30 protein-coding genes are annotated in these 26799 nt (G+C 61.1%); 15 read left to right on the plus strand and 15 right to left on the minus strand.

Features of this window, described 5'->3' with window-relative positions; translation table 11 throughout:
* The first annotated feature begins 2 nt into the window (after nt 1-2).
* The 3 genes from lpxA to lpxB are packed head-to-tail and all read left to right on the plus strand — an operon-like array spanning nt 3 to nt 2745.
* On the plus strand, nt 3-785 hold the full coding sequence (gene lpxA, locus So717_RS09500; protein WP_159976545.1) for an acyl-ACP--UDP-N-acetylglucosamine O-acyltransferase: 783 nt from the start codon (nt 3-5) through the stop codon (nt 783-785).
* Entirely contained in the window at nt 785-1576 is a 792-nt protein-coding gene (locus So717_RS09505) for an LpxI family protein (protein WP_159976548.1), read from the plus strand. The genes lpxA and So717_RS09505 overlap by 1 nt, the downstream gene beginning before the upstream one ends.
* Nucleotides 1576-2745 (plus strand): lipid-A-disaccharide synthase, encoded by a 1170-nt coding sequence (gene lpxB / locus So717_RS09510; RefSeq protein ID WP_159976551.1) that lies wholly within the window; start codon nt 1576-1578, stop codon nt 2743-2745. Before So717_RS09505 ends, lpxB begins: the two co-directional genes overlap by 1 nt.
* A 69-nt stretch (nt 2746-2814) precedes the next feature.
* On the opposite strand, the gene mnmA is transcribed toward lpxB, so the two are convergent.
* Nucleotides 2815-3957, minus strand: coding sequence for a tRNA 2-thiouridine(34) synthase MnmA (mnmA, locus tag So717_RS09515; protein ID WP_159976554.1), 1143 nt, complete (start codon nt 3955-3957; stop codon nt 2815-2817).
* A gap of 123 nt (nt 3958-4080) precedes the next feature.
* Between mnmA and sciP the strand changes: the two genes are divergently transcribed.
* The 5 genes from sciP to So717_RS22515 all read left to right on the plus strand — a co-directional run bounded on the left by sciP (nt 4081) and on the right by So717_RS22515 (nt 9751).
* A complete protein-coding gene (gene sciP / locus So717_RS09520; protein ID WP_159976557.1) occupies nt 4081-4359 on the plus strand; it encodes a CtrA inhibitor SciP in 279 nt (92 codons plus the stop codon).
* A gap of 96 nt (nt 4360-4455) precedes the next feature.
* Nucleotides 4456-5175, plus strand: a complete 720-nt coding sequence (gene ctrA / locus So717_RS09525) for a response regulator transcription factor CtrA (RefSeq protein WP_159976560.1) — start codon at nt 4456-4458, stop codon at nt 5173-5175.
* 134 nt (nt 5176-5309) lie between these two features.
* Entirely contained in the window at nt 5310-7427 is a 2118-nt protein-coding gene (gene ligA / locus So717_RS09530; RefSeq protein ID WP_159976563.1) for an NAD-dependent DNA ligase LigA, read from the plus strand.
* Nucleotides 7424-9514: an ATP-dependent DNA helicase RecG gene (gene recG, locus So717_RS09535; protein ID WP_159976566.1), complete on the plus strand. Its 2091-nt coding sequence runs from the start codon at nt 7424-7426 to the stop codon at nt 9512-9514. The genes ligA and recG overlap by 4 nt, the downstream gene beginning before the upstream one ends.
* A gap of 108 nt (nt 9515-9622) precedes the next feature.
* On the plus strand, nt 9623-9751 hold the full coding sequence (locus So717_RS22515) for a hypothetical protein (RefSeq protein ID WP_275113669.1): 129 nt from the start codon (nt 9623-9625) through the stop codon (nt 9749-9751).
* 211 nt (nt 9752-9962) lie between these two features.
* Here the strand turns inward: So717_RS22515 and So717_RS09540 are convergent, their stop codons facing one another.
* Nucleotides 9963-10124: a hypothetical protein gene (locus tag So717_RS09540; RefSeq protein ID WP_438810645.1), complete on the minus strand. Its 162-nt coding sequence runs from the start codon at nt 10122-10124 to the stop codon at nt 9963-9965.
* Between the two features lie 70 nt (nt 10125-10194).
* Nucleotides 10195-10647 (minus strand): iron-sulfur cluster assembly scaffold protein, encoded by a 453-nt coding sequence (locus So717_RS09545; protein ID WP_159976569.1) that lies wholly within the window; start codon nt 10645-10647, stop codon nt 10195-10197.
* Nucleotides 10648-10725: 78 nt separating this feature from the next.
* On the opposite strand from So717_RS09545, the gene hisI reads away from it, so the two are divergent.
* Nucleotides 10726-11097, plus strand: coding sequence for a phosphoribosyl-AMP cyclohydrolase (gene hisI, locus So717_RS09550; RefSeq protein WP_159976572.1), 372 nt, complete (start codon nt 10726-10728; stop codon nt 11095-11097).
* A gap of 3 nt (nt 11098-11100) precedes the next feature.
* Here the strand turns inward: hisI and gluQRS are convergent, their stop codons facing one another.
* From gluQRS to trmFO, 3 genes are read right to left on the minus strand one after another with little or no spacing between them, the layout of a single operon-like run.
* A complete protein-coding gene (gene gluQRS, locus So717_RS09555; RefSeq protein ID WP_159976575.1) occupies nt 11101-11958 on the minus strand; it encodes a tRNA glutamyl-Q(34) synthetase GluQRS in 858 nt (285 codons plus the stop codon).
* Complete coding sequence (locus So717_RS09560; RefSeq protein WP_159976578.1) at nt 11955-12569, minus strand: class I SAM-dependent DNA methyltransferase; 615 nt, start codon at nt 12567-12569, stop codon at nt 11955-11957. The genes gluQRS and So717_RS09560 overlap by 4 nt, the downstream gene beginning before the upstream one ends.
* 22 nt (nt 12570-12591) lie before the next feature.
* Nucleotides 12592-13965 carry a methylenetetrahydrofolate--tRNA-(uracil(54)-C(5))-methyltransferase (FADH(2)-oxidizing) TrmFO gene (trmFO, locus tag So717_RS09565; protein WP_159976581.1) on the minus strand — a complete coding sequence of 458 codons (1374 nt, stop codon included), beginning with the start codon at nt 13963-13965 and terminating at the stop codon, nt 12592-12594.
* Nucleotides 13966-14126: 161 nt separating this feature from the next.
* On the opposite strand from trmFO, the gene So717_RS09570 reads away from it, so the two are divergent.
* Together So717_RS09570 and So717_RS09575 are read left to right on the plus strand one after the other, a co-directional pair.
* Nucleotides 14127-14546, plus strand: a complete 420-nt coding sequence (locus So717_RS09570) for a PaaI family thioesterase (RefSeq protein WP_159976584.1) — start codon at nt 14127-14129, stop codon at nt 14544-14546.
* A 124-nt stretch (nt 14547-14670) separates the two neighbouring features.
* Nucleotides 14671-15660, plus strand: coding sequence for a collagen-binding domain-containing protein (locus tag So717_RS09575; protein WP_159977137.1), 990 nt, complete (start codon nt 14671-14673; stop codon nt 15658-15660).
* Nucleotides 15661-15725: 65 nt separating this feature from the next.
* Here So717_RS09575 and So717_RS09580 read toward each other — a convergent pair whose 3' ends face one another.
* Complete coding sequence (locus So717_RS09580; RefSeq protein ID WP_159976587.1) at nt 15726-15959, minus strand: DUF1127 domain-containing protein; 234 nt, start codon at nt 15957-15959, stop codon at nt 15726-15728.
* A 95-nt stretch (nt 15960-16054) separates the two neighbouring features.
* Between So717_RS09580 and So717_RS09585 the strand changes: the two genes are divergently transcribed.
* The 4 genes from So717_RS09585 (at nt 16055) to rpsI (ending at nt 19121) form a co-directional block, all read left to right on the plus strand.
* On the plus strand, nt 16055-17470 hold the full coding sequence (locus So717_RS09585; RefSeq protein WP_159976591.1) for an aminotransferase-like domain-containing protein: 1416 nt from the start codon (nt 16055-16057) through the stop codon (nt 17468-17470).
* Between the two features lie 210 nt (nt 17471-17680).
* On the plus strand, nt 17681-17908 hold the full coding sequence (locus So717_RS09590; RefSeq protein WP_159976594.1) for a hypothetical protein: 228 nt from the start codon (nt 17681-17683) through the stop codon (nt 17906-17908).
* Nucleotides 17909-18168: 260 nt separating this feature from the next.
* Nucleotides 18169-18630 carry a 50S ribosomal protein L13 gene (rplM, locus tag So717_RS09595; RefSeq protein ID WP_159976597.1) on the plus strand — a complete coding sequence of 154 codons (462 nt, stop codon included), beginning with the start codon at nt 18169-18171 and terminating at the stop codon, nt 18628-18630.
* Nucleotides 18631-18632: 2 nt separating this feature from the next.
* Complete coding sequence (gene rpsI, locus So717_RS09600) at nt 18633-19121, plus strand: 30S ribosomal protein S9 (protein ID WP_159976599.1); 489 nt, start codon at nt 18633-18635, stop codon at nt 19119-19121.
* 75 nt (nt 19122-19196) lie between these two features.
* On the opposite strand, the gene So717_RS09605 is transcribed toward rpsI, so the two are convergent.
* The 8 genes from So717_RS09605 to So717_RS09640 form a co-directional block, all read right to left on the minus strand.
* Nucleotides 19197-19814: a TetR/AcrR family transcriptional regulator gene (locus So717_RS09605; RefSeq protein WP_159976601.1), complete on the minus strand. Its 618-nt coding sequence runs from the start codon at nt 19812-19814 to the stop codon at nt 19197-19199.
* Nucleotides 19807-20676, minus strand: a complete 870-nt coding sequence (gene ppk2, locus So717_RS09610; protein WP_159976603.1) for a polyphosphate kinase 2 — start codon at nt 20674-20676, stop codon at nt 19807-19809. The genes So717_RS09605 and ppk2 overlap by 8 nt, the downstream gene beginning before the upstream one ends.
* A gap of 49 nt (nt 20677-20725) precedes the next feature.
* Nucleotides 20726-21721, minus strand: a complete 996-nt coding sequence (locus tag So717_RS09615; protein ID WP_438810647.1) for an alpha/beta fold hydrolase — start codon at nt 21719-21721, stop codon at nt 20726-20728.
* Nucleotides 21696-22613, minus strand: a complete 918-nt coding sequence (metA, locus tag So717_RS09620; RefSeq protein WP_159976605.1) for a homoserine O-acetyltransferase MetA — start codon at nt 22611-22613, stop codon at nt 21696-21698. Before metA ends, So717_RS09615 begins: the two co-directional genes overlap by 26 nt.
* 90 nt (nt 22614-22703) lie before the next feature.
* The gene (locus So717_RS09625; RefSeq protein ID WP_159976607.1) at nt 22704-23552 is read right to left on the minus strand and encodes an ATPase; all 849 of its coding nucleotides are present in this window, start codon (nt 23550-23552) and stop codon (nt 22704-22706) included.
* Nucleotides 23553-23587: 35 nt separating this feature from the next.
* A complete protein-coding gene (locus So717_RS09630) occupies nt 23588-24529 on the minus strand; it encodes a DMT family transporter (protein WP_159976609.1) in 942 nt (313 codons plus the stop codon).
* 104 nt (nt 24530-24633) lie between these two features.
* Entirely contained in the window at nt 24634-25752 is a 1119-nt protein-coding gene (locus So717_RS09635) for an OmpP1/FadL family transporter (RefSeq protein ID WP_159976611.1), read from the minus strand.
* A 131-nt stretch (nt 25753-25883) separates the two neighbouring features.
* Nucleotides 25884-26747, minus strand: coding sequence for a DMT family transporter (locus So717_RS09640; protein ID WP_159976613.1), 864 nt, complete (start codon nt 26745-26747; stop codon nt 25884-25886).
* Between the last annotated feature and the right edge of the window lie 52 nt (nt 26748-26799).

The raw sequence follows: 26799 nt of genomic DNA on the forward strand, positions 1-26799 counted from the left end.
CCGTGGGCAATATACACCCCAGCGCGGTGATCGAGGAGGGCGCCCGCATCGATCCGACGGCGATGATTGGTCCGTTTTGCTGCGTCGGGCCGCAGGTCGTGCTTGGCGCAGGCGTGCATCTCAAGAGTCATGTGGTGGTCACCGGCCAGACAGACGTGGGTGATGAGACCGTAATTTTTCCCTTTTCAGTGATCGGCGAGATCCCGCAAGACTTGAAGTTCAAGGGTGAGGCGACGCAGCTGATCATCGGCAAGCGCAATCGCATCCGTGAACATGTGACCATGAATTGTGGCACCGAAGGCGGCGGCGGGGTCACCCGGATCGGCGATGACAATCTCTTCATGGCAGGCTGCCACATCGCCCATGATACGATGATCGGAAATCGCTGTGTGATCGTCAACTCGGTTGCGATCGCCGGACATTGCATTTTGGAGGATGACGTCATCGTTGGTGGGCTTTCGGGCGTGCATCAGTTCGTGCGCATCGGGCGCGGCGCGATCATCGGCGCGGTGACCATGGTGACCAATGACGTGATTCCATACGGTTTGGTACAGGCGCCCCGGGGCGAGCTTGATGGTCTGAATCTCGTGGGGCTGAAGCGGCGCGGCGTGGCCCGCTCGGACATCACAGCGTTGCGCGCGGCCTTTCAGATGCTAGCGCAGGGCGAGGGCACGTTCCATGACCGGGCGCGCCGCCTCAAGGAGGAGACCACCAGCGACTATGTGCGCGAGATTGTGGATTTCATCCTGGCCGACAGTGACCGCCACTTCCTGACGCCGGGTTGATGCTGGCGCTGATCGCAGGACGCGGCGGCCTGCCGGCCCGGATCGCGCAAGGGATGCCGCAAGCTCCCTTGGTCTGTGCGCTTCAGGGATTTGAACCGGAGGGGCTGGCACCCGATCTGACGTTCCGGCTGGAACAGATCGGCAGTCTATTGTCCCAATTGCAGCAACGCGGTGTCACGGATGTGTGTTTTTGCGGCGGTATCGAGCGCCCGCCGGTGGATCCGGCAGCCATTGATGCCGCGACCTTGCCGCTGGTGCCAAAGCTGATGGCGGCCATGGCTGCCGGTGATGATGGTGCGTTGCGGGCGGTGATTGGTATTTTCGAAGAGAAGGGCTTTGCTGTACGGGCGGCACATGAGTTGGTGCCTGATCTGCTTGTGCCCGAGGGTGTGCTGAGCGCGGCGCAACCGGATGAGCAGATGACCTCCGACATGGCGCGCGGCAGCGAGGTGCTGGCGGTTCTTGCGCCGCTGGATGTGGGGCAGGGCTGTGTTGTTGGTGCGGGGCAGATCTGGGGGATCGAGACCTTGGGCGGGACCGACCACATGCTCCAGACCCTGCCGGAGGGGGCGGCCCGCGCGCGCGCGGTGCTGGTCAAGGGGCCCAAGCGCGGGCAGGATCTGCGGGTGGATATGCCGACCATCGGGCCTGACACGATGCACATGCTGGCGGAGGCCGGGTTGGCGGGTTTGATCGTGGAGGCCGGCCGCGTCATCCTGCTGGAACCTGAGGTCACCGTGGCTGCCGCAGATGCGGCGGGTCTGGTGCTCTGGTCCCGGCTGCCGGACTGATGCGGGTCTTTATCATTGCGGGTGAACCGTCTGGCGACAAGCTGGGCGGGGCATTGATGGCTGGGCTGAAGGCCCTGTGCCCGGAGGTGCAGTTTGACGGCATCGGCGGGGCGGACATGCAGGCGCAGGGGCTGGTGAGCCGCTTTCCCATGGACGAGCTGAGCGTGATGGGCATCGCGGAGATCCTGCCCAAGTATCGCGCGCTGATGGCGCGGATCAACGAGACGGCGCAGGCCGTGATCGACACGGCGCCGGATGTGATGATCACCATCGACAGCCCGGATTTTTCCTTGCGCGTGGCCAGGCGGGTGAAGGCGGCAAGCGATGTCCGGACGGTGCACTATGTGGCGCCGACTGTCTGGGTCTGGCGTCCCAAGCGGGCGCAGAAGATGGCAAAGGTCATCGACCATGTGCTGGCGCTGTTCCCGTTTGAGCCGCCGCTGATGACGCTCGACGGCATGGTCTGTGATTTTGTGGGGCACCCTGTGGTGGCTGAGCGTCAGGCAACAGGCGCCGAAGCACAGGCGTTTCGGGAGGCGCATGGCATCGCGGATGCGCCGCTGTTGCTGGTGCTGCCCGGCTCTCGGCGCGGTGAGGTTGAGCGGCTGGGGGGTATTTTTGGCCATGCCATAGCACCCGTTCTGGCGGCCCATCCAGATCTGAAGATCGTGGTGCCTGCCGCCGCACCTGTGGCGGATCTGGTTCTTGAGAAGGTCGCAGACTGGCCCGGTGCTCCACTGGTTCTGGACCCGCGCGAGATGGATCTGGAGGAGGCAAGCCAGATCAAACTGGCGGCCTTCGGCGCTGCGGACATCGCACTCGCAGCTTCCGGCACGGTGTCGTTGGAACTGGCGGCCGCGCGCACGCCCATGGTTATTGCCTATAAGATGAACTGGCTTTCGTTCAATATTATCAAATTGATGGCGCTGGTGGATACGGTGACGCTGGTGAACCTCGTGTCGGACACCCGCGTGGTGCCCGATTTTCTGGGGCCAGACTGCACGCCTGAGAAGATTGGCGCGGGATTGCTGGAGGTCATGGCTGCACCGGAGGCGCAGCGGGATGCTATGCAGGTGACCATGCAGCGCCTTGGGGCAGGCGGGGACGACCCCGGCCTGCGTGCCGCCCGCGCGGTGCTGTCGCGCCTCTCTGATAAAAGTACAGGCTGACGCCTGACATGATGCGTTTGACCCCTGCCGGGGCCAAACAGGCGCCACGGGCGTGGCGCGGCGCTTGTCTCAGCCTTTGTGGATCCAGCCGCCGCCGTAGATCCGGCTGCTGTCGGGGTCGTAGAAGACGCAGGCCTGACCGGGGGAGACCCCTTCTTCGGGGGTGATCAGCTCAACAGTGGCTTCGGTCGCGCTGGTCGGGCGCAGGATGGCGTCTGTTGGCGGGCGGGTCGAGCGGACCTTGACCGCAAGCGGCCAGGTGTCACGGGATGTGAAGGGTGCATCCCCCAGCCAGTTGATTTCGCGCACCGGCACAGTGCGGGTGGCCAGCATGTCTTTTGGCCCGACGATGACCTGTTTCGATTCAGGATCGAGTTTGACAACGTAGAGCGGCTCAGCCAGACCGCCGATGCCCAGACCGCGCCGTTGCCCGATGGTGTAGTTGACCACCCCGTCATGTGCGCCCAGCACGCGGCCATCTGCATGCACGATCTCTCCGGGGGCGGCCGCTTCGGGGCGCAGTTTGCGGATCACGGAGGCATAGTCTCCGTTGGGTACAAAGCAGATGTCCTGGCTGTCGGGCTTGTCCGCCACGCTCAGATCATATTTGGCTGCAAGTGCGCGGGTCTCGGATTTGGATGTGAGGTGCCCAAGCGGGAAGCGCAGAAAATCCAATTGCTCTGGCGTGGTCGAGAACAGGAAATAGCTTTGGTCGCGGGCGGTATCCGCGGCGGAGTGTAGCTCCGCTCCCTCCGGGCCCATTTTGCGCTGGATGTAGTGCCCTGTTGCCATACAGTCGGCATCCAGATCGCGCGCCGTCTCCAGCAGATCCTTGAACTTCACGCGTTCATTGCAGCGGATGCAGGGCACAGGGGTCGCTCCGCCCAGATAACTGTCGGCAAACTCGTCGATCACCGCATCCTTGAAGATGTTCTCATAGTCGAGGACGTAGTGCGGGAACCCCATGGTTTCCGCCACGCGGCGGGCGTCGTGGATATCGAGCCCGGCGCAGCAGGCGCCCTTTTTGGCCAGCGCCGCCCCGTGATCGTAGAGCTGCAACGTAACGCCAACCACATCGTAGCCTTCATCCGCCAGCATCGCTGCCACAACTGAGCTATCCACGCCGCCGGACATGGCCACAACCACGCGCGTTTCGGACGGCGGTTTTGCAAATCCAAGCGAATTCAGAGGTATGGCGGTGTCGCGCGGCATCAGGTGTCTCCGGGGTCCGTGAAAATATAGGAAAATCCTAATTACTCTCAAGAGCGCGCTTCATCGGTCTTTAAGGCCCGGAGGTCAAGGTCTGCGTCAAGACAGTTACTGCGGGTATGAGTGATGTATCTTAAGAAAGTAGATGGGCCACGATCTGTGACGCTGGCAGATGGGACCGTGATGACGCAGGCAGACCTCCCTCCAGCCAGCACAATGCGCTGGGTTGCCTCGCGCAAGGCCGCTGTGGTGCGTGGGGTGGCCTATGGGCTGATCACGCAAAGCGACGCGTTGAAGCGGTATCAGATCAGCGAAGATGAGTTTCATGAGTGGGTCAAGGCTGTCTCGGAGCATGGCGAGGATGCTCTGAAAGCCACAGCACTACAAAGATATAGACAACCTTAAGTTGTTCAAGTAGGTTTCTTGCAGACGGTAACGTGTGATTAACCTTTTTTGTTCACGGTTAATCCTGACAAACGGACATCCGATGCGGAGAAAATCATGCGCGTACTGCTAGTGGAAGATGACCCCACAACCTCTAAGAGCATCGAGTTGATGCTGACCCACGCAAATCTGAACGTCTATGCGACCGATTTGGGAGAGGAAGGGATCGATCTGGCAAAGCTTTACGACTACGATCTGATCCTCCTGGACCTCGATTTGCCGGATATGAATGGCCATGAGGTCTTGCGCCAACTGCGCCTGTCGCGGATTGAGACGCCGATTTTGATCCTGTCTGGGGCGGATGACACGGAGAACAAGATCAAGGGATTTGGATTTGGTGCAGATGACTATCTGACCAAGCCGTTCCATCGCGAAGAGCTGGTGGCCCGAATCCATGCGATCATTCGCCGCTCGAAAGGGCATTCGCAATCGGTGATCAACACCGGGCTGATCTCGGTTAACCTCGACGCGAAGACTGTGAGCGCCGACAACAAACCAGTGCATCTGACCGGTAAGGAATATCAGATGCTGGAGCTGTTGTCGCTGCGCAAGGGCACAACCCTGACCAAGGAGATGTTCCTCAACCACCTCTACGGCGGCATGGATGAGCCTGAGCTCAAGATCATTGACGTCTTCATTTGCAAGCTGCGCAAGAAGCTGAGCACGGCGACCGATGGAGAAAACTACATCGAAACGGTTTGGGGGCGTGGTTACGTGCTGCGAGACCCGGAGCCCTCCCAGGCCGATGACAGCCAAAGGCTTGCCATAGGCGCCTGACTATGAGCAGTGGCGGTGGCGGTCCCCTTGGACCACCGCCGTTGCCAGACACTCGCTTCCGACGAAATCAACTGGACCTGACCTTGGCCTGCGCATATCTAGTTTGACATGCGATTTGGAAGGGGCCAGCTAAGATGTCTTTGGCAGATGTTGACACGCTGAGCGAGCAGGCCGCGAAGGACGAGTTGGCCGAACTTGCAGCGCAGCTGGCCAAGGCCAATGCCGCCTATCACGGCGATGATGCGCCTGACATATCGGACGCCGCCTATGACGCGCTGAAGCAGCGCAATGCAGCGATTGAGGCCCGGTTTCCACATCTGAAACGCAGCGACAGCCCTTCGGATAAAGTGGGTGCAGCCCCCGCAGAGGGGTTTTCCAAGGTCACGCATGCAGTGGCCATGCTGTCCCTGTCGAATGGCTTTGACGCCGATGATATAGCGGAATTTGACACACGTGTTCGGCGCTACCTTGGGTTGGATGACGACGCGCCGCTGCCCTACACGGCCGAGCCGAAAATCGACGGCCTGTCGCTGTCCTTGCGATACGAGCAGGGCACACTTGTGCAGGCAGCGACGCGTGGCGACGGCACTGTCGGTGAAAATGTAACCGCCAACGCGCGCACCATCGCCGATATCCCCACCCGGATTGCAGGCGCGCCCGACGTGTTGGAGGTGCGCGGCGAAGTCTATATGTCGCATCCGGACTTCGAAGCGCTGAATGCGCGCCAGTCCGAGACGGGGGGCAAGGTCTTCGCCAACCCGCGCAACGCAGCGGCGGGCTCCCTGCGGCAGTTGGATGCGACGATCACGCGTCAACGTCCGCTGCGTTTCTTTGCCTACGCTTGGGGCGCTGTCTCCGAACCGCTGGCCGAGACACAAATGCAGGCGATTGAGCGCCTGGCAGCCCTTGGTTTCCAAACCAACCCGCTGACCCGCCTCTGCGATGGACCCGACGCACTCATCAAACATTACGCAAAAATCGAGGCACAGCGCGCGACCCTGGGCTATGATATTGATGGGGTGGTCTATAAGGTCAACGATCTGGCACTTCAGGGTCGCCTCGGGTTCCGGTCAACCACGCCCCGCTGGGCCATCGCGCATAAATTCCCGGCAGAACTGGCCTGGACTCGCCTCGCGGCTATCGACATTCAAGTGGGTCGAACCGGTGCATTGTCACCGGTGGCGCGGCTCGATCCCGTGACAGTGGGTGGGGTGGTGGTCTCGAACGCCACGCTGCACAACGAAGATTACATCGCGGGCCGTGACAACACCGGCACCACCATCCGGGAGGGCAAGGATATCCGCATCGGAGACTGGGTGCAGGTCTACCGGGCGGGCGATGTGATCCCCAAGGTGGCGGACGTTGATCTGGCCAAACGCCCGACAGAGGCAACACCTTATGATTTCCCCAGCACATGTCCCGAATGCGGCAGCGATGCAGTGCGTGAGCCCGGTGACGCTGTGCGTCGCTGTACTGGCGGATTGATTTGCCCCGCGCAGGCGGTCGAAAAGCTCAAGCATTTTGTCTCCCGGGCCGCCTTCGACATTGAAGGGCTGGGGGCAAAACAGGTGGAGCAGTTCTACGCCGACGGCTGGATCCAGACCCCGGCTGATATCTTCACGCTGCGAGAGCGGTTCGGCTCCGGGATGCAGCAGCTCAAGAACCGCGAAGGTTGGGGTGAGAAATCGGCCTCCAACCTCTTTGACGCGATTGATGACAAGCGGAAGATCCCGCTGTCGCGGCTGATTTTCTCGCTGGGCATCCGACATGTGGGCGAGGCGGCGTCGAACCTCATTGCCCAGACCTACGGCACGTGGGAGACGTTCATCAGCGCGATGCAGGCCGCGCAGGATCGCGAAGATGCGGCGTGGTCGGATCTTCTCGACATCGACGGTGTGGGGGCGGTGATGGCCGGGTCTCTTGTGAACACGCTGGCGCAACCGGCGGAGCGCGCATCGATTGACGGGCTGGTGGCGCATCTGGATGTGCAGCCCGCCGCGCGTCCAAAGACAGAAGGTAGCCCTGTCGCGGGAAAGACCGTCGTCTTCACCGGCACCCTGGAAAAGATGACCCGGGCCGAGGCCAAGGCCCGCGCCGAACGGTTGGGCGCCAAGGTCTCAGGCTCGGTGTCCGCAAAGACCGATCTGGTGGTGGCCGGACCCGGCGCCGGATCAAAGGCGAAAAAGGCCGCAGAGCTGGGCATTGAAACGCTGGATGAAGACAGCTGGCTCGCTCTGATCGCAGGCGTATGAGCGGCCGTCCGGAACGGCTGTTTCCGCTGTTTGCCGATTTGACGGCGCTGGCTGGCGTTGGGCCCAAAACCGCAAGCACCATGGCAGCGCTTGGTGTGCAGGCCCCCCGCGATCTTCTTTTTATCTTGCCCTATGCGGGCGTCGATCGCAGCCGCATTGAGACGATCCGGGATGCGGTGCTGCCCACGACGCTCACGGTGTCGGTTCAGATCGGGCCGCACACACCGCCGCGCACGAAAGGTGGCGCCTACCGCGTGCATGTGCAGGATGCGCAGACGTCGTTCCAACTGGTGTTCTTCCAGGCGCGCGGGGATTATTGGGCAAAGACCCTGCCCACGGGCAGCCGCCGCATCGTCTCGGGCAAGGTGGAGAGTTTCGACAATATCCCGCAGATGGTGCACCCTGACTACATCGTTGCGGAAGAGGACGCGGGGCGCATCCCCGCGTTCGAGCCAGTCTATCCGCTCACGTCCGGGGTGACGCAAAAGCTGATGTTCAAGGCCACGCGGGCGACTCTGGACCGTGTGCCAGAGATGCCTGAATGGATAGACCCCGAGCAAAAGGCACGCGCGGGCTGGCCCGGGTTTGCAGAAGCCCTAATGGCGGCGCATGACCCCGCCCGACAGGAAGATCTCGCGCCAACAGCACCCGCGCGCGAGCGCCTGGCCTATGACGAGCTTTTTTCCCATCAATTGACGCTGGCCCTGGCGCGCGCCACCGCAAGGCGAAAACCGGGACGGGTGACGCAAGGGGACGGACAGCTTCAGCAGCGGGTTCTGGCAACGCTTCCCTATCGTCCGACCGCAGCGCAGTCGCGCGCGGTGGAGGAGATCAACGCAGATCTGGCTGCTCCGGCGCGCATGAACCGGCTTTTGCAGGGCGACGTGGGGGCAGGGAAGACGCTTGTTGCCTTTCTGGCTTTGCTGCGCGCGGTCGAGGCGGGCGGGCAGGGGGCGCTGATGGCGCCCACGGAGATCCTGGCGCGGCAACATCTGGAATCCCTCGGTCCCCTTGCGCAAGACGCTGACGTGGTGCTGGAGGTGTTGACCGGCCGCGACAAAGGCGCGGAGCGACGGCGCAAGTTGGAGGCGCTGGCGCGCGGCGATATCCAGATTCTGGTGGGCACCCATGCGGTGTTTCAGGCGGATGTCACCTTTGCCGATCTGCGGCTTGCGGTGGTCGATGAACAGCACCGCTTTGGTGTGCGCCAACGGCTTGAGCTGGGCCGCAAGGGCGCGGATGTCGATGTTCTGGTGATGACGGCCACCCCCATTCCGCGATCCCTGTCGCTCGCGCAGTACGGCGACATGGATATCTCCGTGCTCGATGAAAAACCGCCCGGACGCCAGCCGATCAAGACCGCGATGATCAGCACCGAGCGCATGGATGAGGTGATCGAGCGGTTGCGCGCGGTTATATCGCAGGGGCGGCAGTGCTATTGGGTCTGCCCGCTGGTGGAAGAAAGCGAGGTGCTCGATCTGACCGCAGCGGATGCCCGGTTCAAACATTTGAGGGCCGCTCTGGGGGACGGGCAGGTCGGGCTGGTGCACGGCCAGATGCCCGCCGCCGAGAAGGATGCGGCGATGTCCCGCTTTGTTGCCGGACAGACCAGTGTCCTGGTCGCCACGACGGTGATCGAAGTGGGCGTGAACGTTCCGAACGCGACCATCATGGTGATCGAGCGGGCCGAGACCTTTGGCCTGGCACAGCTGCATCAGATGCGGGGGCGGGTCGGCCGGGGGGCTGCGGCGTCAACCTGTCTGCTGCTCTATCAGGCGCCATTGTCCGAGACCGGGCGGCGGCGGCTCGAAGTGCTGCGGGAGACCGAGGATGGGTTTGCGATTGCGGAAACCGATCTGCAGATGCGCGGTGCGGGTGACCTGATTGGCACGGCGCAGTCGGGGCTGCCCCGGTTCCAAATCGCGGATCTGGAGCGGCAGGCGGGGCTGATGTCGATCGCGCAAAGCGATGCGCGCACCTTGCTGGCCCAAGACCCCACGCTTAGCACTCCCCGGGGAGAGGCGGCCCGACTGCTGCTATGGCTGATGCGTCAGGAAGAGGCGATCCGCCTTATTTCGGTGGGCTAAGGCCCTTTCGAGCGGCGCTCAAACATATTTGTTCGCATATGTTCTTAATAAGTTCTTTACATCACCTTGCAGATATGAGAACAAAGAGGCAACAAGAGGGAGTTGCCCATGTCCTTGCTTTTCGAAATCGCCTCCGTCGCGTCCAGGTCACACAGGACGCTGCTGCAGGATGCCGCTGGTTTGATGGCTCTCGTTGTGATGCTTTTGGTGGGGCTGCATATCCCGTCCCTGATCTGATTTCTGCCTGCGATCTCGCGCCGCGCACAGGCCAGTTGCTTCCCCGAACTGGCACATGAGACGAACGCTGCCTGTTCCGATCTCATCAGGGTTTGCCCCCCTGTCCTTGTGCTTCGGATCCCCCGTGAGAGACGCATTGCCTGGCGCCGCCGTCCTGCTCGGGACGTGCGGCGCTTTTTTTAAAAGAAGTATAGGCGAGGCGCAGACCGGCTCAGTGGTGGCCTTGCACGAAAATGGGCGCGGAGAGATCTTTCATCATCTTGAACGCGCCGCCACCCATGTCGCGGCGGAAGACCTGCGACAGGAACGGCTCGGTATTGCGCCCGGCTTTGAGCCCCACGCGGTCGTCAAATATCTGAAACTGGCTTGTCATAGTGCTCAGGGTGTTTCGCCCGCACCAGGAATGACAGCATTTACTTAAAAATCGCCAATTCGGGCAAGGATCAGGCGCAATCGGCCCGCAGCGCCTGTGCCATCGCCTCGCAGGCAGCTTCAATGCTCAGCAAGATCGAAGCGTGACGATTCTTGTAGTCTTTGGCCGGTTCCAAGACCTCAAAACCATCAAAAGGGGCGGGGGGCACGGGGCCATTGTCTTTCAGCATAGCCTGCAAGGCGTCTCTGCCGGCTTCGAGCTCTGGCAGGGTTCGTCCTATGATGGCGCCGCCTGTCACCGCGGCTGCCGCTTGCCCCAGCGCGCAGGCCTTCACGTCCTGGCCAAAGGCGCTGATGCGACCCTCTTCGACGTTCAAATCCACGGTCACAGCAGAGCCGCAGAGCGGCGAGCGTTTTTTTACCGACGCCATCGGGTGGTCCAGCCGGGTCAAATGCGGGATATCCGATGCCAGCGCCAGAATGCGGCCTGAGTAAAGTTTGATCAGATCGTTTTCACCAGACATGACGCACCCGCGCTCTTCCGTTGCTTTCGGCTTTCATACATAAGTCCTCGGGCAACAGATGCAAAAAGGTTTTTTGGCATGACGCAGGAGCTGGCGGCGTTCGATCCTGACACGCTGACATACAACGACGCGGGGTTGATCCCTGCCATTGCTCAGGATGCGGTGAATGGGGATGTGCTGATGATGGCCTGGATGAACCGTGCCGCCGTGGCCCGTACCTTGGAGAGTGGGCGTGTGACGTATTGGAGCCGCTCGCGACAGGCCTTCTGGATCAAGGGTGAGACCAGCGGCCACCATCAGAAACTCATCGAGATGCGGGTGGATTGTGATCGGGATTGCCTGTTGCTGCAGGTGGAGCAGATCGGGCTTGCCTGCCACACCGGGCGGCGCAGCTGTTTTTACACAGGTGTGTCGGATGCGGGTGAAGTGGAATTGATGCAGCCTGAGTAAGCCTTAGCCAAGGGGCAGGCCGACTATCCGGCGAATGTCATCCGGCTGCGCGCCTTCGGCCCGATAAAGTGATATGGCGCGCGCGTCGTCCCGCTTGGCCAGCCGCTTTCCGGCATCGTCGCGGATCAACCGGTGATGGTGGTAGATCGGGATCGGCAGCCCCAGCAGATGCGCCAGCAGTACATGGATGCGCGTGGCGTCAAACAGATCAACGCCGCGGACCACATGGCTGATTTGCTGTGCGTGGTCATCGACCACCACGCAAAGATGATAAGCCGCCGCCATGCCGCGCCGGGCGACGGCGACATCGCCAATGGTGGTTAGCAGATCGGTGGCCTCCAAGGCATGAGTCCCGCAGACCTCCGCACCTGTCTCGACAAATGCGGGTAGGGGGCCTGCGACCGCCAGCGCCTTGGCCATATCGAGCCGGATTGCGTCATCCTCGGTGGCCTTGGACATCGGGCGCCCTCGGCAGGTGCCGGGATAGATGCGGCCATCGGGGCCATGGGTGGGCACGCCCTCCTGCGGCGCATCAGCGGCGGCGGCGATGTCCGCCCGGCTGCAGGAACAAGGGTAGGTCAGGTCCAGTTGGTCCAGCTGCGCAAGTGCAGCCCGAAACCGTGCCCCGGACCGGGATTGCTTCATCACCGGCTCCGGCCAGCTGAGCCCAAGCCAACGCAGGTCTTCGACAGCCAGGTCTTCATATTCGGGTTTTGAACGGATGCGGTCGATGTCATCCATCCGCAGCAGGAATTCACCACCCGCGCGGCGCGCCATGTCAAAGGCGGTCAGGGCCGAAAACGCGTGGCCCAAATGCAAGGGCCCGGTGGGAGATGGCGCAAACCGGGTTCGGAATGTCACGTCTTCTCAAGGATATATACGTTGGATTTCAAGCCAATGCCCGGCAAATGGGGCCCACGCTCCCGCACCAGAAGCCGTGCCGCGCCGCAGTCCGTCCATTCGCAGATCCGCCCCTCATTGGCCGGGTCCTGCAACGCGTGATCGTTCAACGACATGACCAGGAGGGCGCCGCGCCGCAGCCCGTGCATCAGGTCATCGAAGACAGAGATCGGAGCCGCCCCCGCGCCAATCACACCGATGGCGGCCACTGCGGCATAGTCATCAATCTCCACGGGCAGCGCGCCCTCCACGGTGCACAGCTCCAACTGGCGATAAAGCCGCTTGGCACGCGCCTGCTGCAACATCTCGGGCGAAAGATCGACGCCGTCGACGGTCTCAAACCCGGCAAGCTTCAGCGCCAAACCGGAGAGGCCGGTGCCGCAGCCGAAATCCAGAACAGGGCGGGTGAGATCCGACACGGATCTGGCCAGAGCCTCGGCACAGCGGTTCGGCGTCACATAGCCGTTTTCGCGCACCTCGGCGTCGTAGCTGGCCGACCATGCATCATAGAGGGTGCGCGTATCTTCCGGGGCGCGCGCGGCGTAGACCTTGTCGAGATATCCTTGCGTCATGGTGCAAGGATAGCCTTTCGGACTAGGCCGCGTCTAGGGCTGCCGCGCCAAGCCACTCTTTCCACGCGATTTTCGCGCGATCCGTGTAGGCCTTGTAGCGATCCTTGCGCCCGCGCCGCCCGCCTTTCAGGCCCTGGACTGGCGGGAACAACCCGAAGTTCACATTCATCGGCTGGAAGGTCTTGGCCTCCGCACCGCCGGTGATATGGGTGATCAGCGCGCCGGTCGCGGTGCAGTCGGGCGGCACATCCACCGGCTGGCCCAGGATATCGCCAGCGGCGAGCCGCCCCGCAAGCAACCCCATGGCCGCCGATTCCACATAGCCTTCAACGCCGGTGATCTGCCCGGCAAAGCGGACGTTTGGGCGCGAGCGCAGGCGCATCTGCGCATCGAGAAGTGTGGGGGAGTTCAGAAACGTGTTGCGGTGAATGCCGCCCAAACGGGCAAAGCTCGCACTCTCCAGCCCCGGAATGCGTTTAAAAACATCTGTTTGTGCGCCGTATTTCATCTTGGTCTGGAAACCCACGATATTGTAGAGCGTGCCCAGCTTGTTGTCTCGGCGCAGTTGCACGACGGCATAGGGTTTCACATCCGGCTGATGCGGGTTGGTCAAGCCGACGGGCTTCATCGGACCAAACCGCAGCGTCTCGCGCCCGCGTTCAGCCATCACCTCAATGGGCAGGCAGCCGTCGAAGTAGGGGGTGGGGTCGGGGGAAGATGTCGCTTCGCCCTCGTGAAACTCGGTCTTGTCAGCACTCAACAGCGCGTCGATGAAGGCCTCATACTGGTCCCGGTCCATCGGACAGTTCAGATAGGCGGTGCGCTCTTCCTCGGTCTCGCCCTTGTCATAGCGCGACTGCATCCAGGCCGTCGACATGTCGATACTGTCGAAATAGACGATGGGGGCAATGGCGTCGAAGAAGGCCAGCGCCTCCGCTCCGGTTTCTGCGGCAATCGCCTGACCCAAGGCGGAGGAGGTGAGCGGCCCGGTGGCGATGATCCAGTGGCCGTCCTCGGGCAGCTCTGTGATCTCGCCATATTCCACCCGCACATTCGGATGCGCCATCAAAGCGTCTGTAACCGATTGCGCAAAAGGGTCGCGGTCCACCGCAAGCGCACCGCCAGCAGGCAATTTGTGCTGATCGGCAGTTCGCATGATCAGGCCGCCCGCCTGGCGCATTTCCCAGTGCAACAGGCCCACGGCGTTCTGCTCGTCGTCATCCGAGCGGAAGGAGTTGGAGCAGACCATCTCCCCCAGAAGGCCCGTCTGATGTGCGAAGGTGCCGACGTCGGGCCGCATTTCGTGCAGCACAACCGTCACACCCATCTGCGCCGCCTGCCAGGCCGCTTCCGATCCGGCCATGCCGCCGCCCACGATATGCAACTCTTGTGTCATGCGGCACATCTAGTTCAGCCGCCCAGCCTGCGCAACAGCCCCGGCGGCCCCGTGTCGCCGCAGCCACCACAGGCCTGTGACGCTGCGTCAGGCGCGGGGCGGCGCTTGCTCTCTCAAGGGAATTCGAACAGGGTTCCGCGAGCACCACATCCGGAGGGATCATGCCGCTGAAAATGGATGCCGCCGCGCTGAATGCCTTCCTTGATCAGGCTTTTGAGCAGGTGGCGGATGATTTTGTCGTGGAAGACGTGGCGACGGATCGGCTCACCGTGAGGCTTGAGGTCAGCGACAAGCATCTGCGCCCCGGCGGCACGGTGTCAGGCCCCACGATGTTTGCGCTGGCGGATGTGGGGGCCTATCTCATGACCCTCGCTCGCATCGGGCCGCAGGCTTTGGCTGTCACGACCAACTGCGCCATCGACTTCATGCACAAACCTGCCGCCCGCACGGATCTGCTGGGGGAGGTGCGCCTGCTCAAGCTTGGCAAGCAGCTCTCTGTCTGCGATGTCCTGATATACTCGAAGGGGCAGGAGCCGCCTGTCGCTCGCGCCAGCCTGACCTATGCCATTCCTCCACAATAAGCCGACAATTGCGCTGTCATGACGTCACATCACATTAACGACAATTTTTAGTTTTTGCGTTGCGCTCTTTGCGGACGCGGCATACCGAGATAAAGTAGATCGAGATTTTTAAGAGGTAAATCGCGTGTTCAAGAGTGTTTTGTCCGCATCCGCTTTCGCCATTCTGGCTGGCCAGGTGGCCGCAGCGCCGCTCACGGTTGAGGAGATCTTCGGATCCTTTGGCGCGGTGACGCAAGATTTTTCCGGCAATAGCGAATCTGAAGGGCGTGTCATCATTGCAGGCGACGCCACCGGCAACATCATCATCAACGACCGGAACGAGGGCACCGCCGCAGATGGCTTTGACGATCTGATCATCCTTGGTGATGCAACGGACGCCAACATCACGGTCGGCAAATCCGGCGGCGTGACAATTGAGGGCGACCTGACCGATTCAAACCTTCAGCTGAACGGTGGTGTTCAGACTGTCACGTTGGGCGGTCTCCGCACGGGCGGCAATTTCAACCAGAATGAAGACATTCTGATCGAGAATGCACCGACCCCAAATGTCCCGGAGATCGATTTTGCGGTTTTTGAAGCAGAATCCAAAAGACTGAGTCAATTGCCCGGCCCCAATACCGTGACCACCAACGGCAGCGGTCAACGCGTGTTTGGTGGCGCTCCGGTGCTCAACATTGACTTCAGCTTTCTGGCAGCGGGCACGGGTGTGTTTGACCTCACCGGTCTCGATACGCTTTTGATCAACGTCGCCGGGGATTTTGGCGATGTCTCACTGAACTTCGTTGACCACCTTGGCATTGCGCCGATCGATGCGGCCACGGGCGTGATCTGGAACTTCTTTGAGGCGACGGGTGTGATCAACTTCAACAGCACCGTCTTTGGCCATGTGCTGGCACCCGGTGCAACCATCGAGCTTGGGGCCAGCAATGAAGGGTCGGTCATTGCGCAGTCGATCCTGTCGGACAATGGCGAATTGCACCCCTTGGAGTTCACCGGAAACATCCCGCCAAGCGATGATCCGGCCCCTGTGCCACTGCCTGCGGGCGGCTTGCTGTTGCTGAGCGGTGTTGCGGCCATGATCGTCGCGCGTCGGCAGCGTAAAGCTGCCGCTTGATCCATAAAAAAGGGCCGGGACTGAGCCCGGCCTTGAGGAAGAGGTCTGGTCGCGTACCGGGGAGGTTACGCGCGCCAGAACACCTTTGCAGCCTCATCGCGAGCCTGCTCCGGTGTCAGCCCCACATCGCGCAACTCCCAATCCGTCAGCTTTTTCAAAGCGCGGCGGGTCTCTCGGCGAGTGGCCCATTTCGACAGGCAGACCGCAAATTCAACCGCAATGACGGCCAGCATTGGCACGATGCGTGCCTCCGCCAGATAGGTCAGTGTTTCGGTCGAAAGTGAAGTCGCGCGTGCCATGGGGAAATCTCCTAAATTGTATTGACACAATGTAGCAACATAGCTACATTATATTGATACGATGCTTGATACATTCACGCTAGGAAAACATTGTAATGGGTACAATTTGGCAACCGGAACTCGTGTCGGGGCAGGGGCCCAAATACCAGGCGGTTGTCAGCAGCATACGGCGGGGTATTGATGAGGGCGCATTGAAGCCGGACGACAAGCTGCCGCCGGTGCGGGAACTGGCTTGGACGCTTGGCATCACCCCGGGGACAGTTGCACGGGCCTATACCATCCTCACGGACGAGGGCACGTTGAAGGCAGAAGTCGGGCGCGGCACATTTGTGGCGCCGCCCAGCCCGATGCGGGTGTCGGATGAGCCGATCGAGATTGACGTGATCCCACATGCCGTCTGCGAGGATGAAGACCGATATGCGGTAAGCCTGTTCTCTCCCCATCTGCCCTGCGTCGGGCAGGACAAGGTGATCTGCCAGCTGATGGCACAGGTAGCAAAGGAGCCACCCTCGGGCGTGATGCATTACCCCAGCCGCGACAGTGCGCGCGCGGCACGGCGCGCGGTACTTCGGTGGCTGGAGGGCACGCCACTGGGCCCGCTCGGCGAGAAGGACATCACCCTGTGTCATGGCGGGCAGAACGGCATCCTGCTGATCCTGCAATCGGTGCTTCAGGGGCGGAAGCCGGCGATTCTCATCGAAGAACTGGCCTATCCGGGATTTCGCCGTGTGGCAGAGATGTTGAGGGCCGATGTGGTGCCCGTCGCTATGGATGAAGACGGCCTCATCCCGGAGGCATTTGAAGCGGCGGTCAAGGCGCATGATGCGCAGGTGCTGTGCACCTCGCCCGAAGTGCACAATCCTACGGGGGGTTTTACCCCGGTGGCCCGGAGGGAGCAGATCGCCAAAATCGCGCGGCGGCATGACGTACAGATCCTCGAAGATGACTGTTACAGGATGGGCGTGAACCGTGCGCCGACCTACCGGATGCTGGCACCGGAACGGGGCTGGTATGTGTCGTCTATTGCCAAAACGATCACCCCGTCGCTGCGCTTTGGCTTTGCCATCGCGCCTGAGGGCAAATGGTCGATCTTGCGCCGCACGGCCGAGCACAGCTTCTTTGGCCTCGCCACGCCGCTTTGCGATCTGAGTGCGATGCTGCTGATGCATCCGCAGATTGATGATCTGACGCAGGAAACCCGCCGCGCCTTCAACACCTATGTGCAAAGCGCGGTCAATATTCTGGGCGGATATGACCTGAGCTGGCGCGAGGACGTGCCGTTTTTGTGGCTCCGCTTGCCCATGGGCTGGCGGGCCGGGGCCTTTTGTCAGGCAGCGGAAGCGGTTGGCGTGCAGATCAGATCAGCGGAGGAGTTTGTCTGCCGCGACGCCCGCGCGCCGCATGCGGTGCGGATGGCGATCAATGCAGGGGTGTCCCTGAAAAGCTTTGACGCCGCGATGCTGCGACTGCGCGACTTGCTGGACGGCCCGCCCGAGCAGATCAGCGTCTAGATTTAGGTCCACAGGCTTCCACTGGAAACAGCAAAGACATAATATCTTGCTCCGAAGCCACAGGAACCGGACGCGACCAATAGTCAGAGTTGCAAATCAATGCTGCGACAAAACTGGGTCAGCTGTATCCAGAAAGTGTTTTCAGTCCATATCTGCGGGTTTCGACACAAAAAGCGACCGAACTGTCAGGATCCTTAAAGTTCCTCTTCGATGACGTGGGTGAGAATTGGGGCGTGGCGATTGCGGCAAGGTCAGCATGGCGACGCCATGGTGTGGGAGACGCTGAAGCAGCTGAAAGACCAGCATCGAAACCCGCTTGCCCACCCCAACGTGACCGTAAGCCTTGAGGAGGCAATAGGGGTCATCGGAGTAGCCTATGATGTCATCCATGAAATGCTGCGGGCCATGCCAGACGCGTCGGAGACGGCAACCGACTAACCGCGCCGCTAAGTCAGCTTTTGTCTTGGTCGCGAAGATGCTGGCGCCCCTACCGGAGAGGCTCCAACATCGTCTGACTCCAAGCCTAAAGCGGGTCAAGAGATGGGGTAAAATAATACCTATTTTATAACCATATGATTTTATGAAGCTTTATGCCGATACCATCGCTTGACGCGCCAATTGCCTTGGTTATAACCGCACAATCGAATTCAGGCCCATGGCGTCAGCCGCAGGCCTTCACCTCAACCGGGGAACCGTCCATGAAAACTTTCTCTGCAACTCCCGCAGATATCGACAAGAAATGGATCCTGATCGACGCCGAGGGCGTTGTTCTGGGCCGTCTCGCGTCGATCGTGGCCATGCGTCTGCGTGGCAAGCACAAGCCGTCGTTCACACCGCATATGGATATGGGCGACAACGTGATCATCATCAACGCTGACAAGGTGCAACTCACCGGCAAGAAGCGCGAAGAAAACCACTATTGGCACACCGGCCACCCGGGCGGGATCAAGTCGCGCACCAAGGCGCAGATCCTCGAAGGCGCGCATCCCGAGCGTGTCGTGACCCTCGCGGTCAAGCGCATGCTGCCGGGCAACCGTCTGAGCCGTCAGCAAATGACCAACCTGCGTGTCTACGCAGGCGGTGATCACCCTCACGAGGCGCAGAGCCCCGAAGTTCTGGATGTGAAATCCATGAACAGCAAAAACACCCGGAGTGCATGAGCATGGCTGAAGAAATTAACACACTCGAAGAGCTAGGCCAGGCTGCTGGTCTCGAAGCCGCTCCTGAAGTGGTCGAAACCCCGCGCGAGCCCGTGCGTGACGATCTGGGTCGCTCCTATGCCACCGGCAAGCGGAAAGACGCGGTTGCCCGGGTCTGGATCAAGCCCGGCTCCGGCAAAGTCACCGTGAACGGCAAGCCCCAGAACGATTATTTCGCGCGCCCCGTGCTGCAGATGATCCTGGCGCAACCGTTCTCCGTCTCTGGCACCGAAGGTCAGTTCGACGTGGTTGCCACCGTCAAGGGCGGTGGCCTCTCCGGTCAGGCCGGTGCGGTCAAGCACGGTATCTCAAAGGCGCTGCAGCTTTACGATCCGTCCCTGCGCGGTGCGCTGAAAGCCGCTGGCTTCCTGACCCGCGACAGCCGCGTGGTCGAGCGGAAGAAATACGGTAAGGCCAAGGCGCGTAAGAGCTTCCAGTTCTCCAAGCGTTAAGCCGGACAGCCCCTTGTCCAAATCAAAAAGGTCGCCCTGTTCGGGCGGCCTTTTTTGTGTCTTCTGGAAGGGGCCTCAGCTGTCCGGGGTGATCAGCCCGAGACCGCGCAGATAGATTCCGATTCCGCTTTCCAGAAGGTCATCCGCAGGGAAGGGCGAAGCGCGCCCGGGCGAGTTCCGGGCAAAAAGCTCGACCACCCCGTGGCTCAGCGCCCAGATATGCGCCGAGAACATGGAGGCAGGCGGGCGTTTGTCCTCCGGGATATGCTGGCTGAGGTCGGTTGCCGCTTTTTCCAAAACATCATTGGCGCGGGTCGCGGCGGCGGCCAAGTCCGGCGTACGGTTCACTGAAATCCCGCTCTCAAACATCGCGATGTAGTGGCCGGGATATTTGCGCGCAAAGGCAAGATAGGCGCGTCCGGTTGCGGAAAACGCAGCCAGCGCAGAGGGTTGCCCCTTGTCATAGGCATATTGCATCAGATCGGCAAAGATCTCGTAGCCCTGCAACGCGGCTTCGGCGATCAGATCTTCGCGGCCTTCGAAATGCCGATAGACCGCTGCGGGCGTCACGCCCGCTTGTTTGGCCGCCTCAGAAAGGGTGAACCCCATCGGTCCCCGCGCCTCGATCAGCTGCAGCGCCGCGTCAATCAGAGCCTGACGCAGGTTCCCGTGGTGGTAGCCGCGCTTAGGCATCCCAGACGTCCAAACCGCCGCAGACGGACGCATCGACCGGGCCAATCGCTTTCTCGTCCTTGCGGTCGTAGTCCAGCCCATGCAGCACCGCACGGATGGCGTTCAGCCGCGCGCGGCGCTTGTCGTCGGAGCGCAGAATCGTCCAGGGTGCGACATCCGTATGGCTGCGCTCCAATGTTTCGGAAATGGCCTGCGTGTAGGCCTCCCAGCGCTTCAGCCCCTCGACGTCGATCCAGCTGAGCTTCCACTGTTTCAGCGGGTCGCTTTCGCGCGCCAGCAACCGGCGCAGTTGCTCGGCTTGTCCGACGTTCAGCCAGAGCTTGAAGAGGTGCACGCCTTCGTCCACCAGCATATCTTCGAACTGGGGGACCTGATGGAAGAAGTGTTGGCGCTGCGCGTCCGTGCAGAAGTCAAACACCTTCTCCACCACGCCGCGATTGTACCAGCTGCGATCGAAGAACACGATCTCACCAGCGGTTGGCAGTTGTCGGGCATAGCGCTGGAAATACCATTCACCTGCCTCGGTTTCGGTGGGTTTGGACAGCGCTACGATCCGCGCTGTGCGCGGGTGAAGGTTGGCGCGGAACCGCTTGATTGTGCCGCCTTTTCCGGCGCCGTCGCGTCCCTCGAAGACGATCACGACTCGCGCGCCGCTTTCGCGCACCCAGGCCTGCATTTTCACCAGTTCGATCTGCAGTACGGCCAGCTCTTTCTCATAGGGTTTGCGCGCCATCCTGTCGCCGTGCGGATAGGTCGTTGAAAGAATATCCCCCCGATCCGCCCGGCGAATGGCCTCGCGCACCTCACGGGGGGCTTCAGTTTCGAAAAACTTGCTGATGGCGCCGTCAAATGGCAGGTCCATGGGCCCTCCGGGGCAGTGGGTCTGGCTTCAATATGGGATGTTAATACCCTTAACGCAAACCCGCACGGGCCGCTGCGCGGTCAATCGCGGCAACAACGGCGTCGGTCGCGACCTGATGTGGCATATGGCCCACACCCTCAAGCCGGGTCAGCACCGCACCATCGATTTGCTGCGCCAGTGGTTCGCTGTGAATGTGGATGGGCACGATTTCATCTGCGGTGCCGTGCAGGATTTCAACAGGCAAGGTCAGCTCGGAATAGCGCTTGGACATCTCCACCACATGGGGACGCAAGCTGTTGATTTGTTGCGCATTTGCGCGGAAGGTCTGACGGCGCAGTGTGAGGTCAGGGCCAATATGCGCCAGATACCCCTCGGGCATCTGCTGCGGCCAAAAGATCGATTCAGCGCTGCTGCGCACCAGAGAGCCGGGCGCCAAGGCCGAGACCAGCGGCGGTACAATCAGGTTGCCGAGTGTCGTGTCCATGATGCGGTATTGCCAGTCCAGCTCGCCCGGCCAGGGCTGAGACACGCCTGAGACCATGACAAGGGCTGCAGTGCCCTTGGGGCGGGAGAGAGTCCAGGCGAGGGCCACCGCGCCGCCAAAGGAATGGCCAAGAATGATCGGGTTGGTGACACCCAGCGCGTCAGCGGCTTCCTGCAACATTGCGGCCTGATCGGCGGGCGATTCAGCATTGCGGTTCAGTGATCCCCCAAACCGGGCGGACGCGCGATCCGTCCAGCCGAGGCCCGGCCGGTCAAGAAGGATCACGCGGTAGCGGTCTTTCAACTGATGCGCCAGATCGAAGGTAAACTCGCGCAGGCTGCCCGACGCCCCGTGCAGCAGCACAAGATCGGGGCCGTTGTCACCCAACACCTGCACATGCACGCGCCGCGATCCCGTTGCAATGAGTTGCCCGGTTGGAGGAAAGTCGGCGCTGGCCTGCGCCTCCCGCGCCGTCGCGCGCCATTGCACCACGGCCACCAGCGCCAGCACAAGCAGCGTTGCGATCACCACCCGTCTAACGCCCGATTGCATCGATGTCATAGGGTGTGTCCTGATACACCTCCGTCAGCCAGTTGCCGTAGAGCAGATGCGCATGGCTGCGCCACCGATTGAGCGGGGCGCGCGTCGGGTCATCCTGCGGATAGTAGTTCTGCGGCACGTTGATTGGTGTACCGCTGGCCACGTCCCGGTCGTATTCCTGTTTCAGCGTGTCGCTGTCATACTCGAAGTGGTTGAAGATATAGAGCGCGCGATGCGCTGGATCTTCGACAAGGCAGGGGCCGACCTCATCACTGCCCAGCAGCGTTTTCAGTCCCGGTGCGGCGTCAATCTCGCCTTGCCGCATTTCGGTCCAGCGCGAGACGGGGATCACGCAGTCGTCGGAAAACCCGCGCAGGTATTGCGAGGCCGGCGCCAGATTTTGGTGTCGGAAACAGCCAAAGGCTTTTGCCTCCAGCATGTGTTTCTTGACCCCGTGGAAGTGGTTGATCATCGCCATCCCGCCCCAGCACACGCCGAAGGTCGAGGTCACATTGGTCTGGGTCCAGTCCATGACCTCGCGCAGCTCGTCCCAATAGGTGACGGCGTCGAACTCCAGATGCTCGATGGGCGCGCCGGTGATGATCAGCCCGTCGAATTTCTCGGACTTCACCTCCTGAAACGGGCGGTAAAAGCTCTCCATATGCTCCGCAGCGGTGTTTTTGGTCTGATGTTCAGACATGCGGATCAGGGTCAGCTCGATCTGCAGCGGTGTGGCCCCGATCAGGCGAGCGAACTGAGTCTCCGTCTGGATCTTCATGGGCATCAGGTTCAACAGGCCAATGCGCAGGGGGCGAATGTCCTGCCGGGCCGCCTGATCCTCATCCATCACCATCACACCCTCGCGCGTGAGCACGTCATAGGCAGGCAGGTCGGAGGGGATCTTGATGGGCATAGGTGTCTTCCGGCGTCTGATCAGAGCAGTCAGATAGGCTTTTGCGGGGGGTGTCTCAAGGGGCGCGCGCTCACGCTTGGGTGACGGATCTTACAGGTGTTGGGCTATCAGGGCGTCAAAGTCCTCAGGCGTCTTCAGGTTTGAGACCTCATCTGCCGTGACGGTCATGCCCCAGCGCGCCATGGCTTCATAGCGCGGCTGGCGGTGTGCCAGCGCCTGCGCATAGGTGAACCGCACGAAGTCATCCGGGTCCACATCCTCTTCGACACATTTGTTTTTGCTCAGATAATCTTGCCAGACACGGGCAAGAAACTCCGGCTGATAGGCCATGGGTTTTGGCGCACGGTCAAAGCGGCGGATCAGCTCCTGCGTATGCGCCGCGTCCCCTTTGATCCAGACCAGCAGACAGTGCTGGGAGAGCTCGCGCAGGATCGGGTCCGCGTCATCATCGGCATCCACCCATTCACAGATCGAGCCGCCGGTGTCGCAGATGAAATGCGGATAGCCATAAAGCGCGTCGGCCCGTTTGGCGAAATGCACCGTGTCATGCAGAGCAGCGATTTCGGCCAAGCGGAACTGCTCTTGCCGCCGCTTGTACTCCGCGATGGGCAAGCCGCCCTTGGTCGGATCGCCGGGTTTGCCGAGATAGGTGGCGACGGGGGCCAAATTGTTGAAGGTGATGTTGGAGCCGATATAGATGCTGTCGCTCATCAGCAGATCGCGCAGGAAGGGCACCTTCATCGCCTCCGCCTTGGCATTGTCGGTGATGAATTCGCCCATGTAACGGGTGCCGATGCGGTAGTCGATGGAATAGTGGAACCAGTCGCCGCTGTCGCGCAGCAGGTTCGACATATGCGTTTTTCCCAAACCCGACATGCCGTAGACCAGAACGGATTTGCGGGGGGCAGCGCGCCAGTCGGCAGCGGAAGAATAGAGCATGGGGCGCGTCCTGACAGCGGTGGTACAGGCTTGTCCTAGGGACGTTTGGGAGGCGGGTCAATCAATCGGCCCGTCTTTCGAAGCCTGTGCCAGAGGCGTCCGTCGAGCACCGCGAGGCCAAGCGCGAGGATGGCAAAGCCAAAATAGGCATTGGGGTTCAGCGCCTCATCCCGCACCACTGTGCCCAGCAGGATCGCCACAGGTGGGATCAACAGGGTGACCAGCATGAGGTTCCCGCTGCCTGCACGCGCAAGGATATAATAGTAAAGCAGGTAGGCTCCGGCAGTGGCGATGACGGCATAGTAGCCAATGGCCAGCACCGTGACGGGCGCAAGGTCGAACCGCATCGGGCCTTCGACACTCAGCGCAAGGGGCAGGGTGACTATGGTAGATCCGGTCAACATGCCCGCTGCGGCCACTTGCGGGGACAGCGCCGAGAGCGTCTTGCGCGCCCAGACACTGGCCAGCGCGTAAGAGACCGTGCCCGCCAGGATGGCCAGCTGTGCCAGAGACCGCAGATCAAAACTGCGTATATTTTCCAGCCCGATGGCCGTCGCCACACCGAAAAATCCAAGCAGGACGCCGATGGATTTGCGCAGGCTGAGCCGCTCGTCCCTGAAAAAGAGCGCGGCGGCGATGACTCCGAACACTGCTGTGGCAGCGTTCAGGATTGATGTCAGCCCGGTCTCGACATAAAGCTGTCCCCAGGCCATGAGGCCGAAGGGGATGACGTTGTTCAAGAGCCCCATGACGAGAAACGCGCCCCAGATTCCCGGCGCACGGGGCAGTGGCAAGCGGCGGATGGCCACAACGATCCAGAGCACCAGCATAGCCCAGAGCGTGCGATGCGCCACGGCAGTGAGCGGCCCGATCTCATCCAGCGCAACGCGGATCGACAGGAACGACGCCCCCCAGATCACGGCAAGCAGAAGAAGGGCGGCCCAGGTTCGGGATGAAAGGGACATTTGATCCGTCATGGGGCAAGCCTACGCAACGCGCCGCAGCGGAGCCACCCGGATCATGCGCGAAAGCCCCGCGGATCTCTCCACGGGGCTTTTAGGGTGTTCGGGTGTCTTGTGGTTTAGAAGCTATAGCCGACACGAACGCCCAAAGCGATAGCATCGTTGCCTTCGAACCGGGCGGCCGGTGCCACAGGACCAGCACGTGTAACGGTATCTCCGATGCGAATGTAGCGGATACCAGTTGTGATCTTCATGTTCCCTTGGGTGTAGATGGCTGCAAGGCCAATGCTCTCTTGACCGTCGGACGGGCCGAGGTTGGTGAAGAAGCTGCCGTTTGTCTTCTCGTATCCGAGCGAAGCCGCGATTGACCAGTTTTCGTTCAGGCGTCTCCCGACACCGAGCGTGTAGGTGAACACATCATCTTCGTAAGATAGCAAAGACCCTCCCGTCAGTGTCTGGTAGTCCGCAGGTGTCAGAGCGAAGTCTGACCAATCGACCCATCTTACACCACCAAACAGTAGGGTCCCTGGCGCAACACCTGTCTGGAACGCAAGATTTACCGACTGGGGTGTTTCGAAGTCGGTGACAGAAGTTCGACCAGCGCCTAATGCGGAACCTTCAACTACGTCGTTTGAGTGACTTACTTCGGAGTTGTAGGTTAGTGATACTCGAAGAGCAATTTCCGGTTTTTCGTAAGCTACGCCAAATACATAACCGACGCCATAGTCTCGCTCCGCATCCACGCTGTAACCAGTTAGGCCAAGCGCGGGGAACTCGATTGCCGCATTTGCCGAAACGGACTGAAGTCTTAGTCCACCGAAGGTACTGAAACCAGAATTAAAATTGTACTGCAGCAGACCAGTTAGGGCGACTGAATCAAATTCTGCATTGGAGCCGGCGGCAAAGTATCCTGTACCGGCGGCGTAATCTACTTCCGCCAGAAAGGGTTGGTCGAGGATGAGCGCATAAGAGAGGCGATCATTAATGTCGGCTTTGTAGGCTCCCGCGAACTGAAAATAGCTCGGTGAGATGTCGCCGGATCCGGTTCCATTTGGCAACCCCGAGACACCACTACTTGTTCCAGAGAGACTAGGCGACACACCCGTAAAGCTGAACTCCAGATACCGCCCCTCCTCAAAGAGCACATCGACGGACTGCCCGGTTCGGTCCAGCGCGCCTGCGTGGGCGCCTCCTGCGGCGAGACACAGTACTGTTACACTTGATAGATATCTTTTCATGGATCTCCTCCCCAGAAGACATACCTGCGTATGTTGCGTTGGTATCGGTGCAGGCGGCGCCACGTAAGCACAGGCGCGGGCCGGATCAACGCATGACGCAAGGGAAGGGTGAGGTGTGACCTCACGTAAAATCAAGTTCTTTGGCGCGTCTCCACCCAAATGTTCAAATAGTTGCCGGTGAAGATGATGGCCGCCCCCAGAAACACGAAGATGTCCAGCGGCTCGGCATAGAGAATCATTCCGATGACCGCGATGGCGGGCAGGCGGATGAAATCGAGCGGCACAACCACCGTGGCTGGCGCAATCGCCAGCGCGTTGGTCATGCAGAAATGCGCCACCAGCCCCGCGATGCCGATCAGCACCACGTAAGGCAGGCTTGCGGCGCCGGGCACGGCGATATCCCCATCATAGCCTGCCGCGATCACCCCCATGACCAGTTGCATTGTGGTGAGGTAAAACAGAATGCAGGTGATGCTTTGGCTGCGGGTCAGCCGTTTGGTGATCATGATCGTGAGTGCAAAGAAGATGGCGGAAGATGCGGCGGTGATCACGCCCGCGTTGAGCCCGGCCATATCGGGCCGCGCGACAATCAGGATGCCGAGGAATCCCATCAGCGCCGCGATGCCGCGCACCAAGGTCAGCCTTTCCCCCAAGATCAGCGGCGATAGCACGATGACCCAGAGTGGTGAGGTGAACTCCAGGGCAAAGACCTGCGCCAGCGGGATCACGGTGACCGCATAGAACCACAGGTTCTGCCCGGTGAAATGCGCCAGATTACGGATCACATGCGTGCCCAGGCTGTCGCGGTTGATCTCGCGCCAGGTGCCCAGTAACCCCGCCAGCGTCACCACCACCACGACCCCGATCAGGCTGCGGTACATCATGATCTCGAAGGTATCGAGTTCGGAGGCGGCTTCGCGCCCGGCCACAGCCATGGTGGAGAAGGAGGCGATGGCACCGCTCATCCAGAGCGCAGCCTTGAAAACGGGGGACATGGGAAAAACCTTGAGGCAGAGGATGCGGAACAGGCGAAGCGGGGGCTAGTGT

Source organism: Roseobacter cerasinus, assembly GCF_009811755.1.
Taxonomy (GTDB): domain Bacteria; phylum Pseudomonadota; class Alphaproteobacteria; order Rhodobacterales; family Rhodobacteraceae; genus Roseobacter; species Roseobacter cerasinus.